13 protein-coding genes are annotated in these 14,528 nt (G+C 57.7%); 2 read left to right on the forward strand and 11 right to left on the reverse strand.

The features are described 5' to 3' along the window. The 9 genes from fdx to uvrB all read right to left on the reverse strand — a co-directional run bounded on the left by fdx (position 1) and on the right by uvrB (position 8,294). Positions 1-342: an ISC system 2Fe-2S type ferredoxin gene (gene fdx, locus DFR37_RS07480; RefSeq protein WP_113932609.1), complete on the reverse strand. Its 342-nt coding sequence runs from the start codon at positions 340-342 to the stop codon at positions 1-3. A gap of 7 nt (positions 343-349) precedes the next feature. Further along, complete coding sequence (gene hscA, locus DFR37_RS07485; protein WP_113932610.1) at positions 350-2,212, reverse strand: Fe-S protein assembly chaperone HscA; 1,863 nt, start codon at positions 2,210-2,212, stop codon at positions 350-352. 4 nt (positions 2,213-2,216) lie between these two features. Then, positions 2,217-2,741: a Fe-S protein assembly co-chaperone HscB gene (gene hscB / locus DFR37_RS07490; protein ID WP_113932611.1), complete on the reverse strand. Its 525-nt coding sequence runs from the start codon at positions 2,739-2,741 to the stop codon at positions 2,217-2,219. Positions 2,742-2,744: 3 nt separating this feature from the next. Next, positions 2,745-3,068, reverse strand: a complete 324-nt coding sequence (gene iscA, locus DFR37_RS07495; protein WP_113932612.1) for an iron-sulfur cluster assembly protein IscA — start codon at positions 3,066-3,068, stop codon at positions 2,745-2,747. Between the two features lie 10 nt (positions 3,069-3,078). Beyond that, entirely contained in the window at positions 3,079-3,462 is a 384-nt protein-coding gene (iscU, locus tag DFR37_RS07500; RefSeq protein WP_113932613.1) for a Fe-S cluster assembly scaffold IscU, read from the reverse strand. 15 nt (positions 3,463-3,477) lie between these two features. Further along, entirely contained in the window at positions 3,478-4,689 is a 1,212-nt protein-coding gene (locus tag DFR37_RS07505; protein WP_113932614.1) for an IscS subfamily cysteine desulfurase, read from the reverse strand. 41 nt (positions 4,690-4,730) lie between these two features. Continuing rightward, positions 4,731-5,234: a Fe-S cluster assembly transcriptional regulator IscR gene (iscR, locus tag DFR37_RS07510; RefSeq protein WP_113932615.1), complete on the reverse strand. Its 504-nt coding sequence runs from the start codon at positions 5,232-5,234 to the stop codon at positions 4,731-4,733. 180 nt (positions 5,235-5,414) lie between these two features. Continuing rightward, positions 5,415-5,906, reverse strand: coding sequence for a low molecular weight protein-tyrosine-phosphatase (locus DFR37_RS07515; protein ID WP_113932863.1), 492 nt, complete (start codon positions 5,904-5,906; stop codon positions 5,415-5,417). A 363-nt stretch (positions 5,907-6,269) separates the two neighbouring features. Beyond that, positions 6,270-8,294: an excinuclease ABC subunit UvrB gene (gene uvrB / locus DFR37_RS07520; protein WP_113932616.1), complete on the reverse strand. Its 2,025-nt coding sequence runs from the start codon at positions 8,292-8,294 to the stop codon at positions 6,270-6,272. A gap of 90 nt (positions 8,295-8,384) precedes the next feature. Here uvrB and DFR37_RS07525 point away from each other — a divergent pair, with 90 nt between their 5' ends. Both DFR37_RS07525 and lexA read left to right on the forward strand, forming a co-directional pair. Further along, entirely contained in the window at positions 8,385-9,587 is a 1,203-nt protein-coding gene (locus tag DFR37_RS07525; protein WP_113932617.1) for an amino acid aminotransferase, read from the forward strand. Positions 9,588-9,710: 123 nt separating this feature from the next. Next, the gene (gene lexA / locus DFR37_RS07530) at positions 9,711-10,355 is read left to right on the forward strand and encodes a transcriptional repressor LexA (protein ID WP_113932864.1); all 645 of its coding nucleotides are present in this window, start codon (positions 9,711-9,713) and stop codon (positions 10,353-10,355) included. A 150-nt stretch (positions 10,356-10,505) separates the two neighbouring features. On the opposite strand, the gene lon is transcribed toward lexA, so the two are convergent. Both lon and clpX read right to left on the reverse strand, forming a co-directional pair. Then, positions 10,506-12,980 carry an endopeptidase La gene (lon, locus tag DFR37_RS07535; RefSeq protein ID WP_113932618.1) on the reverse strand — a complete coding sequence of 825 codons (2,475 nt, stop codon included), beginning with the start codon at positions 12,978-12,980 and terminating at the stop codon, positions 10,506-10,508. A 176-nt stretch (positions 12,981-13,156) separates the two neighbouring features. Next, entirely contained in the window at positions 13,157-14,467 is a 1,311-nt protein-coding gene (gene clpX, locus DFR37_RS07540) for an ATP-dependent Clp protease ATP-binding subunit ClpX (RefSeq protein WP_113932865.1), read from the reverse strand. Between the last annotated feature and the right edge of the window lie 61 nt (positions 14,468-14,528).

Genomic DNA, 14,528 nt, shown 5'->3' on the forward strand with positions numbered 1-14,528 from the left:
TCAACTGCCTTCCTTGGCGTGGTTGATCGTGTACTTGGGGATTTCAATGGTCAGGTCGCTTTGCGCCACAAGAGCCTGGCACGACAGGCGCGAAGTCGGTTCCAGGCCCCAGGCGCGATCCAGATAATCTTCTTCGTTGTCGGTTGCTTCGTCCAAAGAATTGAAGCCTTCCCGGATAACTACGTGGCAAGTCGTGCAAGCGCAGGACAATTCGCAGGCATGTTCGATATCGATGTGGTTGTCGAGCAGCACACGGCAGATCGAAACGCCCTCCGGGGCATTCTCGACCACCGCGCCATCGGGACAGACATCGGGATGGGGCAATACAGTGATTCTAGCCATGAGCTTCCTACCTTGCAATTTCGTCGACATTGCGGCCGGCCAGGGCCGCTCGTATGCTGCGATCCATGCGCCTTGCGGCAAAGCCGTCGGACGAGGCGCTTAGCGCCTGCACTGCGCGGCGCGCCAGCTCGGCGTCGTCCGAAGACAAAGCCACACCCGCATTGCGCAGACCGCGGGTAATGGCGGTTTTTTCGTCCTCGGACAACAGGTCGCCATCGGCGGCCATCGCTGCCCGGATCGATTCGACCAGTTGCTGCAACTCCACCTGTTGTTCGCGCAAGGCGCGCGCCTGGGCATCGCTGCCGGCATTGGCCATGCCTTCGCCCAGCATGCGGCTGACTTCGTCGTCGGTCAGGCCGTACGATGGCTTGACCGCCACGCTGGCCTCAACGCCCGTGCTTTCTTCGCGGGCGCCGACATTCAGCAAACCATCGGCATCCACCTGGAAGGTGACGCGGATGCGTGCCGCGCCCGCCACCATGGGCGGAATGCCGCGCAGCTCGAAACGCGCCAGAGAGCGGCAATCATCGACCAGTTCGCGCTCGCCCTGCACAACATGGATGCTCATGGCCGACTGGCCGTCCTTGAAGGTGGTGAACTCTTGCGCGCGCGCAACGGGTATCGTGCTGTTGCGCGGAATGACGCGTTCGACAATGCCGCCCATGGTTTCCAACCCCAGCGACAAGGGAGTGACGTCCAGCAACAGCCAGTCGTCGCCGGCCGCGCGATTGCCCACCAGCAGATTGGCCTGCAATGCCGCGCCCAGCGCAACAACCTGGTCTGGGTCCAGATCGGTCAGAGGCGTTGTGCCGAACAAGCGCCCTACTTCGCGCTGTATTATCGGCATGCGCGTCGCGCCGCCCACCATGACCACGCCCTTGACCTCTTGTTTGGTCAAGCCCGCATCGCGCAGGGTACGTACAGCCCGGTCCAGCGTACGCTGGACCAGCGGTTGCACCCAGGCTTCAAACTGTGCACGGTCGATTTCCAATGCCGCCCGGCGTAAGCCGGACAATTGCGCTTCGAATACGATCGAATCGCTGGCCGATAAAGCTTCGCGCGCGGCGCGCGCAGCCACCGCCAAAGCACGTTGGTCGCCTTTATCAAGCGCATCAAGCTTCAGTGCCTGAATAATCTGCGCAACAATCGCCGCATCGAAATCATCGCCGCCAAGCTGGGTGTCGCCGCCCGTGGCAGCTACTTCGAACACACCTTGGCTTAAACGCAATATGGACAGATCGAACGTACCGCCGCCCAGGTCGTACACGGCATAAATTCCTTCAGCCCCATGGTCCAGCCCATAGGCAATGGCCGCCGCGGTCGGCTCGTTGAGCAGGCGCAATACCGTCAGTCCCGCCAGCCGCGCGGCGTCGCGCGTGGCCTGGCGCTGCGCATCATCGAAATACGCCGGCACCGTCACCACCACGCCCACCAGCTCGCCGCCAAGCGCGCCCTCGGCGCGTTCGCGCAGGGCCGCCAGGATGCGGCTGGAAATCTCGACCGGCGTAAATTCGCCCTGTACCGTCTTGAGCTTTACGGGGGCATCATCCGCAAACTCGTACACTGCGCCCTCGGCGCGGGCCTCGTCCAGCGAGCGCCCCATGAACCGCTTGACCGACGCAATGGTATTGAGGGAGTCTTGCGCCTGATGCCGACGCGCCTCGTAGCCTACCTGCACAGCGCCGTCAGCGGCGTAGCGGACTACAGAAGGCAGCAGGCCCTGGCCGGCTTCGTCTGCCAGCACCTCGGGCACGCTATTGCGCACCGAAGCCACCAGTGAATGGGTGGTTCCCAGGTCGATGCCCGCCGCAAGCTTGCGCTGATGCGGAACCGGGGATTCGCCCGGCTCGGAAATTTGCAGTAATGCCATAAATTCAATATAAGTGATCGTTAAGCGAGGCTTGCACTTCCTGGGACAACTTTTCGACAAACATCCACTCGCGGACCTTTTTCGAGGCTTGCTCGAAGTTGTGCTGTTCGTCGATCAACTGGGCCATTTCCCGCATCATGGTCTCGCGCGCCTGGGCGATTTCGCCGGCCAGCGCCTCGAGCAAATCGGGGCGGCCTTGCTCGCGCGCTTCGTCAAGCTGCTCGCGCAGCATGATCTGCAACATCAGGAATTCGCTGTCCACACTGGTATTGCTTTCAGCCTGGATATCGCAGCCCGAAAGCTCGCATAAATAGCGTGCGCGATTCAAAGGGGACTTAAGAATGCGATAGGCCTCGTTGATGTTCGAGGCCCATTCCATCGCCACCCGCCGTTCGACCGCGCTGGCAGTCGCGTAACGATCCGGATGAACGCGTGCCGCCAGCGTTCGCCAGGTTTGCTCGAGCGCGGCATCGTCAACCGCGTAGCGTAAAGGCAGGCCGAATAGCTGAAAATGATTCTCGCTAGCCACGCATTACACCGTAAAGGACTCGCCGCATCCGCAGGTGGCTTTCTCGTTGGGGTTGGAAAACTTGAACCCTTCGTTCAGGCCTTCGCGCGTGTAGTCCAGTTGCACGCCACTTAAATACGGCAGGCTTTTGGGGTCGACGAAAACCTTGACGCCGAACTGTTCGAATACCGAGTCTTCGGCTTCGGGCTCGTCGACATATTCGAGCTTATAGGCCATGCCCGAGCATCCTGTGGTACGAACGCCCAGACGCAAGCCCAGACCCTTGCCGCGCTTTTCGAGGTAACGGTTGATGTGATCGGCAGCTTGTTGGGTGAGCGTAATTTCCATGGTGCTAGTCCTAGTTTTGATGCTTGTCTTTGTAATTTTGCACTGCCGCCTTGATGGCGTCTTCAGCCAAAATCGAACAATGAATTTTTACCGGCGGCAAGGCAAGTTCTTCGGCAATATGCGTATTGCGGATGTCCAGCGCCTGGTCCAGGGTTTTACCCTTGACCCACTCGGTAACCAGCGAACTGGAAGCAATTGCCGAACCGCAGCCGTAGGTCTTGAAACGTGCATCTTCGATAATACCGTTTTCGCCGACCTTGATCTGCAGCTTCATGACGTCGCCACAGGCGGGAGCGCCCACCATGCCGGTACCGACGCTGTCGTCGCCTTTTTCAAAAGCGCCGACGTTGCGCGGGTTTTCGTAGTGATCCAATACTTTATCGCTATAAGCCATTGCTTGAGCTCCTGTTTAGTGTGCTGCCCATTGAACCGAGTTCAAGTCGATGCCTTCCTGGGCCATTTCCCAGAGCGGCGACATATCGCGCAGCTTGGCTACGCGGCTGGTAAGCAATTTAATGGTGAAATCGATTTCCTGTTCGGTATTGAAGCGACCGAGCGTAAAACGAATGGAACTGTGGGCCAGCTCGTCGTTGCGGCCCAGGGCGCGCAATACGTATGAGGGCTCAAGACTGGCCGAGGTACAGGCCGAGCCGCTGGAGACCGCAAGTTCTTTAATGGCCATGATCAGGGATTCGCCCTCGACATAATTGAAACTGACGTTCAGGTTATGCGGAACGCGCTGGTCGATGTCGCCGTTCAAGTAGACTTCTTCGATTTGCGACAGGCCGGCCCATAGACGGTCGCGCAAGGCGCGGATACGCTCGTTTTCGGCGGCCATTTCAAGCTTTGCCAAACGGAAGGCCTCGCCCATGCCGACGATCTGGTGCGTCGCCAGCGTGCCCGAGCGAAAACCGCGTTCGTGACCGCCGCCATGCATTTGCGCTTCCAGGCGTATACGCGGCTTGCGGCGAATATATAAAGCCCCGATACCTTTGGGGCCATAGGTTTTATGCGCCGAAAACGACATCAGGTCGACCTTGAGCGCTTGCAGGTCGATAACGACCTTGCCTGTGGCTTGCGCTGCATCAACATGGAATATAACGCCTTTTTCGCGGCAGATTTCGCCCAGGGCGGCAACGTCCTGAATGACGCCGATTTCGTTATTGACGAGCATGACCGAAGCCAGGATCGTGTCGGGGCGCAAGGCGGCCTTGAAGGCCTCGAGGTCCAGCATGCCGTTGTCCTGCACGTCAAGGTAGGTAAGCTCGAAGCCCTGGCGTTCAAGTTCGCGGCAGGTATCGAGCACCGCCTTGTGTTCGGTCTTGACTGTAATGATGTGCTTGCCGCGTCCGCCGTAGAAATTGGCGGCCCCTTTAAGGGCAAGATTGTTCGATTCGGTAGCCCCGGATGTCCAGACGATTTCGCGAGGGTCGGCATTGACCAGCGCGGCGACATCGGCCCGGGCCTGCTCGACCGCTTCTTCGGCCTCCCAGCCGAAAGCATGGCTGCGCGATGCCGGGTTGCCGAATTGCTCGTATAGCCAAGGTACCATTTTGTCGACCACACGGGGATCCACGGGCGTGGTCGCCGAATAATCTAGATAAACAGGACGTGAAGACATCTACCGAACTCCAAATAACTATAATTTAAATACTGTATGCGCTATGCGGACACCTGGGATGCAATCTTGATGTCGGCCGGGTTAAGCCGCGCCGTTTGCGCCTGCGTGGATTCGGCCAGCAAGCGCATGCGCTGCTTGTCGACCAGGTCTTGCAAGGAAACTGAATCCAGGTATTCCACCATTTTATGATTTAACGTGGTCCATAGTTCGTGCGTCATGCATTTGCCCGACGTACCGCTGCGCCCGACGTTGCAATCTTCCTTGCCCCCGCAACTGGTGGCGTCGAGAGGTTCGTCGACGGCGAAGATGATATCGGCTACGGTAATATTGCGTGCCAGGCGCGCCAGCGAATAGCCGCCGCCGGGTCCGCGCACGCTTTCAACCAGTTCGTGGCGGCGCAGTTTGCCGAACAACTGTTCCAAATAAGACAACGAAATATTTTGCCGCTGACTGATGGCCGCCAATGTAACCGGGCCGCTTTGCTGGCGCAAGGCCAGGTCGATCATGGCCGTTACTGCAAAGCGCCCTTTGGTCGTTAAACGCATAATGGATTTCCTTACTGAAGTGCTGCACTCGAGTAAAATTCACCAACCGCCCTATACTCGACTAATTAAGTCAAGTATAGCAAATACCCGACTTATTTACTAGGACTCTATCTCAAAAAAAAACCGTGCAAGAGCTCGGTTTTTTTTGCGCCGCACCATAACGGTGTTTGTTGGCTGCGGCTAGGCTGCCTGGTACTGGGTTGCCCGTTTGCGTACGACTTCCAGGACACCTTGGCAGGAGTCTTCGAGGTAGTCGAGCACCTTGGCAAAACCTTCAGGGCCGCCATAGTAGGGTTCGGGCACGGTGGCCTCTTCGAACTCGTTCGCGAAGCGCATAAGCAGCATCAGCTTGTGCTGGTAGATCTTGGGGCACTGCTGCTGCAGAGCCGAAAGATTTTCCCAGTCCATGACCAGAATAAAGTCGAACTCGCGGAAGTCGTCGGCCGTGATCTGGCGCGCTACGCACGCGGAAATGTCATAGCCACGCTTGCGCGCAGCCGCCTGGGCGCGGGCGTCGGGCGCCTCGCCAATATGGAAGTTGTGGGTGGCGGCCGAATCCACTTCGACCACGCCGGAAAGCCCCGCTTCATCAATAAGATGGCGGAACACACCTTCTGCGCTGGGTGAGCGGCAGATATTACCCATGCAAACGAAAAGTACCTTAGTCATCATGATTGAAATTGTGCGGGAAAACCCGCAATAAGGCAATAGATTTTGTGCAATGCAGACGGCTTTTTCTGGCACGTTGACAAAAATAAGTACATAAAATAGCAAGGTTTGGACGCCCCGCGATTCGGTCCAACCCGGCTTGCGATTTTTGACGCCGGCGACCGTCGGGAAGCCAGTATTCATGCAACACAACAAACTTTTGGCCATATCGAAATAGCCAATTTATAGGTAATAACCCTAGCCTCTGGCAAGTCGTAACAGCACTATTTCGGTACCGTAATGCAATGTTTCAGGCGTGTGTAAAAACCCGATATACATAAACTTTATGTGCATTATGTTGGAAATTTCCAACAATTTTTGAAAAGTTCAAGTTAGCAGCGCACGCTGCTTAAGATGGTTCAAGGCATCCCTGGCTGCGGCGGCCTGCTCGAACTCCAGGTTTTTGGCGTGATCCATCATCAGCTTTTCCAGGCGGCGGATTTCTTTGGCCAGCGACTTATCGTCGGCCAGCACCGACAACGGAATATCATCGACCATGGAAGCAGCGGCCGTTGGGGCCATGACACCGTCTATCATTTCGCGTACCGCCTTGTTGACTCCCTTTGCGGTAATACCGTGCAGCTTATTGAATGCCTGCTGCTTGCCGCGGCGCCTCTCGGTTTCGTCCATGGCGCGCCGCATTGAATCGGTAATGCGGTCGGCATATAGTATGGCCCTGCCGTTAAGATTGCGCGCGGCGCGCCCTATGGTCTGGATAAGGCTGCGCTCTGAACGCAGAAAACCCTCTTTATCGGCATCCAGGATGGCCACCAGCGACACCTCGGGAATATCCAGGCCCTCGCGCAACAGGTTGATGCCCACCAGCACATCAAACACCCCAAGCCGCAGGTCGCGAATGATCTCCACCCGTTCGACCGTGTCGATATCCGAATGCAGATAGCGCACCTTCAGGCCGCTTTCAGTCAGGTAGTCCGTCAAGTCTTCGGCCATGCGCTTGGTCAGCGTCGTAACCAGCACACGTTCTCCCACAGCTATGCGCAGCTTGGCTTCGCCCAGCAAATCGTCCACCTGCGTGATGGCGGGCCTTACCTCGATCTCGGGGTCGACCAGCCCGGTGGGGCGCACCACTTGTTCGACCACATTGTCGGCATGTTCGTTTTCGTAGTTGGATGGCGTGGCTGAAACGAATACCGTTTGCGGCATGCGTTGCTCGAATTCCTCCAGCTTCAAAGGCCGGTTGTCCATGGCCGAGGGTAGGCGGAATCCAAAAGTAACCAAGGTTTCCTTGCGCGAACGGTCGCCCTTGTACATGGCCCCAAGCTGGCCCATGGTGACATGGCTCTCGTCGATGAACATAAGGGCGTCGGCCGGCAAGTAATCGATGAGCGTCGGCGGTGGATCGCCCGGCGCCGCGCCGGACAGATGACGCGAGTAGTTCTCGATGCCTTTGCAAAAACCCAGTTCTTGCAGCATTTCCAGGTCGAAGCGCGTGCGCTGCTCAAGCCGCTGGGCCTCGACCAGATGGTTTTCTTTGACGAAAAAATCCAGGCGCTCGCGCAGTTCGACCTTGATGGTTTCAATGGCGCGCAACACCGTTTCGCGCGGCGTCACATAATGCGAGCGGGGAAAAACCGTAAAGCGCAGGATCTTCTGCTTGATTTTGCCGGTCAGCGGATCGAACAGCTCCAGCGATTCGACTTCGTCGTCGAACAGAGTCAGGCGCAACGCCAGTTCGGCATGCTCGGCCGGAAACACGTCGATGGTTTCACCGCGAGCCCGGAAGGTACCGCGCACGAACTCCACATCGTTGCGTTCGTATTGCATGGCGACCAGCCGCGCCAGCAACTCCTGGCGCGGAATGCGGTCGCCGGCGCGCAAGGTAAGCACCATGGCGTGGTAGTCGGCCGGGTTGCCTATACCGTAGATGCACGACACCGAGCCGACAATGATGGTGTCGCGCCGCTCCAGCAGGCTTTTGGTGGCCGACAGGCGCATTTGCTCGATGTGCTCGTTGATCGAGGAATCTTTTTCGATGAAGAGGTCGCGCGCTGCCACGTAGGCCTCGGGCTGGTAGTAATCGTAATAAGAAACGAAATACTCGACCGCATTGTTGGGGAAAAATTCACGAAACTCGGCATACAACTGCGCGGCCAGCGTTTTATTGGGCGCCAGCACAATGGCCGGACGGCCCGTGCGGGCAATGACGTTGGCCATGGTGTAGGTCTTGCCCGACCCGGTCACGCCCAGCAAAGTCTGGTACATCAACCCATCGTCCATGCCCTCTACCAGCCCGTCGATCGCCTGCGGCTGGTCGCCCGCGGGCGGGTATGGCCGATACAATTGAAACGGGCTATTGGGGTATTCGATAATGCCTGGAACGTGAGCAGTCATTGTGGACAACCTCAGGGTAAACCCCTTATTATCACATTATTGGCTAGTTTTTTTATAATTCATTTTCCCACCCCCCTCTGGCATCTTTCAATGACCTCTCTTTTCGAAGCAGTCGAACTCGCCCCGCGCGACCCCATACTTGGTCTAAACGAGCAATACAACACCGACACCCACACCCATAAAGTCAATCTTGGTGTTGGCGTCTACTACGACGATGACGGGCGCATTCCACTTCTTAAAGCGGTTCGCAAAGCCGAACTCGCGCGCGTCGAAGCCGCCGCGCCGCGCGGCTATCTGCCCATTGAAGGACTTGCCAGCTACAACAACGGGGTTCAAACATTATTGTTGGGCGCCGATTCACCGCTGATCGCCGAAGGCCGCGTTCTTACCGCGCAGGCACTGGGCGGCACCGGCGCGCTTAAAATCGGCGCTGACTTCCTCAAGCAATTGCTGCCCCAGTCCAAAGTCGTCATCAGCAACCCAAGCTGGGAAAATCATCGCGCCCTGTTCGAGCGTGCCAATTTCACGGTAGAAACCTACCCTTACTACGACGCCGCAACACATGGGCTGGATTTCAATGCCATGCTTGCCGCGCTTGAAAGCCTGCCTGCCAAGACCATCGTGGTCCTGCATGCCTGCTGCCACAACCCGACGGGCGTCGACCCCAGCATCGAGCAATGGCAGCAAATCGCCCAGGCCGTCAAACAGGCCGACCTCGTGCCCTTCCTTGACATCGCCTACCAGGGTTTTGGCGACGGGCTCACCGAAGACGCGGCTGTCGTGCGCCTGTTCGCCAATCTGGGAATAGCGATGCTGATCAGCTCGTCCTTTTCCAAATCGTTCTCGCTGTATGGCGAACGCGTCGGCGCGCTTACATTGATTGCCGGCAGCCAGGACGAAAAAAGCCGCGTGCTCAGCCAACTGAAGCGCGTCATCCGCACCAACTACTCCAACCCGCCGACCCATAGCGGCACGGTGGTCTCGTCCGTCCTGAATACACCGGAGCTGTACGCGCTGTGGACCGAAGAACTCGCCGAAATGCGCAACCGCATTCGCGCCATGCGCCAGCAATTGGTCGACAACCTCAAAGCCAACGGCGTCAAACAGAACTTCGACTTCGTGCTGGCGCAACGCGGCATGTTCTCGTACTCCGGCCTCACCGCTGACCAAGTCGAAAAGCTGCGTACGGACCACGGCATCTATGCGGTCAGCAGCGGCCGCATATGCGTCGCTGCCCTCAACAGCAAAAACATCGACTACGTCGCTCAGGCCATCGCCAAGGTCCTGGGCTAAACCCCGGGGCTAAAGAAACGCGGCAACGCAAACGGGGGCATGACGAATAGTCATGCCCCTTGCTTTTCGTGCGCACTTGAGCCAAAATTGCAGCTGTATAAACATACAGCGCAAAAAAATACCATGGCCACCAAGCTTACCGAGCGTCAACAGCAAATCCTGGACCTCATTCGCACCGAGATCCGGCGTACGGGCTTTCCGCCCACCCGCGCTGAAATCGCACGGGCGCTGGGTTTCAAGTCGGCCAACGCCGCCGAAGACCATCTCAAGGCGCTGGCGCGCAAAGGGGCCATCGAGCTCACTGCGGGCGCTTCCCGCGGCATTCGGCTTCTGGGCGCGGCACCGGCGGCACCAGCGGCCGCGCCTTCCTTGCTGGAACAACTGTTCCTGCCCATAGTCGGGCGGGTGGCCGCCGGCAGTCCCATTCTTGCCGCCGAACACGTCGAACGCGAAGTCGGCGTCGAACCTGCCCTCTTCTCTCAAACCCCCGACTACCTGCTGCGGGTGCGCGGCCTTAGCATGCGCGACGCCGGCATCCTGGACGGCGACCTGCTGGCGGTTAAAAAGTCGGCCGAAGCGCGCAACGGCCAAATCGTGGTCGCCCGCATCGGGGACGAAGTTACCGTCAAACGGCTTTCAAAGACGGGCAGCCGCATCGAGCTCCTGCCTGAAAATGCCGACTTCGCGCCTATCATCGTGGCTCCCGGCGATGATTTCTCGCTGGAAGGGATAGCTGTCGGCCTCATACGCACGACTCCGCTGCATTAAGAATTCAGCCCACAGCGCTACCGCCGCTGTCGCTACGCCTACGCCGCCGCGCGCCATCATAATGGCGTGGGCTGCGCAAGCCGTTTAAATCCCGCTAAAAAGAAAGGCGCTGCCTATGGCAGCGCCTTTGCACAGACAACAACAATTGCCTTAGTGCTTCATCAAGCCTGAAGACTCGTCCCCGGCCTTCTTGGCATTGGCCACCGATTCGGCTGCAAGACGCGCCACTTCCTCGTCGGACAAGGGCGTGGGCATATGCTGCAAAGCCACTTCAAGCACACGGTCGATCCAGCGTACCGGAATAATTTCCAGATGGTTTTTGACATTGTCTGGAATCTCGGCCAGATCCTTGACGTTTTCCTCGGGAATCATGACTGTCTTGATGCCACCGCGATGCGCCGCCAGCAGCTTTTCCTTTAGGCCGCCGATTGGCAGAACTTCGCCGCGCAAGGTAATTTCGCCGGTCATGGCAACATCGGAGCGTACCGGAATATTGGTAAGCGCCGAAACCATCGCCGTGGTAATCGCAATACCTGCCGACGGCCCGTCCTTGGGCGTGGCGCCTTCCGGAAAGTGCACGTGCAGGTCGCGCTTTTCGAATGCGGTGTTGGCAATACCCCAACGCTGCGCCCTGGCTCGAACCACCGTACGTGCCGCTTCGACCGATTCTTTCATGACATCGCCCAGCGAGCCCGTGCGCAACACGACGCCCTTGCCCGGCATATCAGCCACTTCGATGGTCAGCAGGTCGCCGCCCACTTCCGTCCACGCCAGGCCGGTGACTTGGCCAACCTTGTTTTCTTTCTCGGCCATGCCGAAGTTATAACGGCGCACGCCCAGATAGTCGGCAAGATTCTCGCTGGTAACGACCTCGGCCTGCGTTGTACCGTTGGGCACAGCCTTGCGGCCGCGGGCAGCGGAAGGACCAGGATTGCTTTCCAGTGTTTTCTTGACCACCTTGCGGCAAATCTTGCTCATTTCGCGTTCCAGCGCTCGCACGCCCGCTTCGCGAGTGTAGTAGCGCACGATGTCGCGGATGGCCGATTCTTCGATCTGCATTTCGCCTTCGCGCACGCCATTGTTCTTCATGAGCTTGGGCAGCAGATGATCGAACGCAATATGCACTTTTTCGTCTTCGGTATAACCCGAGAGGCGGATCACTTCCATGCGGTCCAGCAGGGCCGGAGGAATATTGAGCGTGTTGCTGGTGGCCACGAACATTACATCGGACAAGTCGAAATCGACTTCGATGTAGTGGTCCTGGAAAGTGTGGTTCTGTTCCGGATCGAGCACCTCGAGCAGGGCCGAGGAAGGATCGCCGCGAAAGTCCGCACCCATCTTGTCGATTTCATCGAGAAGGAACAGCGGGTTGCGCACGGCCACCTTGCTCATGTTCTGCAAGATCTTGCCCGGCATCGAGCCGATATACGTGCGGCGGTGACCGCGAATCTCGGCTTCGTCGCGCACCCCGCCCAAAGCCATGCGCACGAACTTGCGGTTCGTGGCGCGGGCTATGGACTGGCCCAGCGACGTCTTGCCAACGCCCGGAGGCCCAACCAGGCACAGGATGGGCGCCTTGAGCTTGTCGACCCGTTGCTGTACAGCCAGGTATTCGATGATGCGCTCTTTGACTTTTTCCAGGCCATAGTGGTCGGCATTAAGCACCGTGTCGGCATTGGCTATGGAATTATTGATGCGGCTTTTCTTGCGCCAGGGCAAGCCGATCAGGGTATCGATATAGTTGCGCACGACCGTGGCTTCGGCCGACATGGGCGACATGAGCTTGAGCTTTTTAAGCTCGGCCTCGGCCTTTTTAAGAGCCTCTTTGGGCAATTGGGCCGCAGCGATCTTTTTCTCGAGCTCTTCGATGTCGGCGCCTTCTTCGCCTTCGCCGAGCTCTTTCTGGATGGCCTTGACCTGCTCATTCAGATAGTAATCGCGCTGGCTTTTTTCCATCTGCTTCTTGACGCGCCCGCGAATGCGCTTCTCGACCTGAAGAATGTCGATTTCGGATTCCAGTTGCGACAGCAGATTCTCGAGGCGTTCGGGCGTGCCGGTGACCTCGAGCATTTTCTGTTTCTGCTCGAGCTTCAGGGGCAGATGCGCCGAGATCGTATCGGCCAGGCGGCCGGCGTCGTCGATGCCGCTAAGCGACGTAAGAATCTCTTGGGGAATTTTTTTGTTCAGCTTGACGTACTGCTCGAACTGGGCCACGACGGCGCGGCGCAAGGCTTCGGATTCGGCGCCGTGCGCTGCATCGGGCGCCACGGGCAGGACGTTGGCGGTGAAATGCGTGTCGGCATCGGTCACACTATTGACACGGGCGCGCTGCAAACCCTCGACCAGCACTTTAACGGTGCCGTCGGGCAGTTTAAGCATTTGCAAAATGCTGGCCGCACAACCAATGTCGTACAGGTCTTCAGGTGTGGGGTCGTCTTTGCCGGCGGACTTCTGCGCGACAAGCATAATGTTATTGCCCGCCTCCATGGCCATTTCCAGCGCCTTGATAGAACGAGGCCGGCCGACGAACAAAGGAATCACCATGTGCGGAAATACCACCACGTCACGCAAAGGCAAGAGGGGCAAGTCCATGGGTTCTGAAGAAAGAATCGGGCTCGCAGGCATAGTAATTTCCTTAAAAAAACGCTGCTTTAGAAACGAAAGGGAAGCTTTAGCCTCCCTTTCGTAGTACTACATACAGTCCATCTGGCGACGATAACGAAAATTTCAAGGCGCCGGGTTGATAAACCCGCTGCCCCAAGGGTTTTCATCTACGCACCTGTTGCGCGCGCGCATCTTTTTCAGGCCGCTCCTTTCAGCTTCGCCACAGGGGCCTTTTCAGCTTCGGCAGCAGGCTCCTGGCTGGCGTCGTCGGCATATATCAGCAAAGGCGAACCCTTGCCCAGCACGGCGTTTTCGTCCAATACCACTTGTTTGACGTTTTTTAGGGAAGGAAGTTCATACATTGTGCTTAACAGCGATTGTTCGACGATCGAACGCAGGCCGCGAGCACCGGTACGGCGCTTCAGGGCCCGCTGGGCAATGGCGCTAAGCGCGGCCGGGCGAACCTCGAGTTCGACGTCTTCCATTTCAAACAGTTTCTGGAATTGCTTGATCAGGGAATTCTTGGGTTCGGTAAGAATGCGAACCAGCGTGTCCTCCTGGAGTTCTTCGAGCGTTGCCACGACGGGCAGACGTCCGACCAATTCAGGGATCAAACCGAACTTGATGAGATCTTCGGGCTCGACCTCGGAAAAGACTTCGCCCACGCCCTTTTCGGACTTGCCGCTGACCGACGCCGAGAACCCGATACCGGATTTTTCGGTGCGGTCGCGAATGACTTTTTCAAGGCCGTCGAATGCGCCGCCGACAATGAACAGGATATTGGTGGTGTCGACCTGCACAAAGTCCTGGTTGGGATGCTTGCGCCCGCCTTGCGGCGGAACCGACGCAACAGTGCCTTCAATAAGCTTGAGCAATGCCTGCTGTACGCCTTCGCCGGAAACGTCGCGCGTGATCGACGGATTGTCGGACTTGCGCGAAATCTTATCGATCTCGTCGATGTAGACGATGGCGCGCTGCGCTTTTTCAGTGTCGTAATTGCAGTTTTGCAGCAATTTCTGGATTATGTTTTCGACGTCCTCGCCCACATAGCCGGCTTCGGTCAGGGTGGTGGCGTCGGCCATGACGAAAGGCACATCCAGCATGCGAGCCAGGGTCTGGGCCAATAGCGTTTTTCCGGAACCGGTCGGTCCAATCAGCAAGATATTGCTTTTGGACAGCTCGACTTCGTCGCCCTTGACCTCGCCGTAGCGAATGCGCTTGTAATGGTTGTACACAGCCACAGCCAGATTACGCTTGGGAATATTCTGGCCTATGACATAGCCGTCGAGAAAGGTCTTTATTTCTTGCGGCGTAGGCAGTTCGTTGCGAATTGCATCGCGCGCCGCCTCTTGTGTTTCTTCGAGAATGATATCGGTACACAGATCGATACATTCGTCGCAGATGAACACGTCCGGCCCGGCAATCAATTTGCGGACTTCGTGCTGGCTTTTATTGCAAAACGAGCAGCGCAAGACCTTTTCGTCTGCTGATCCTTTTTTTTCAGGCATAAACTCTTCGATGGTTCCGGTAAGACGGGCGGGATGCAAGCCCCCGTCCCGTCAGGTATTC

This window comes from Eoetvoesiella caeni (assembly GCF_003315175.1).
GTDB lineage: Bacteria > Pseudomonadota > Gammaproteobacteria > Burkholderiales > Burkholderiaceae_B > Eoetvoesia > Eoetvoesia caeni.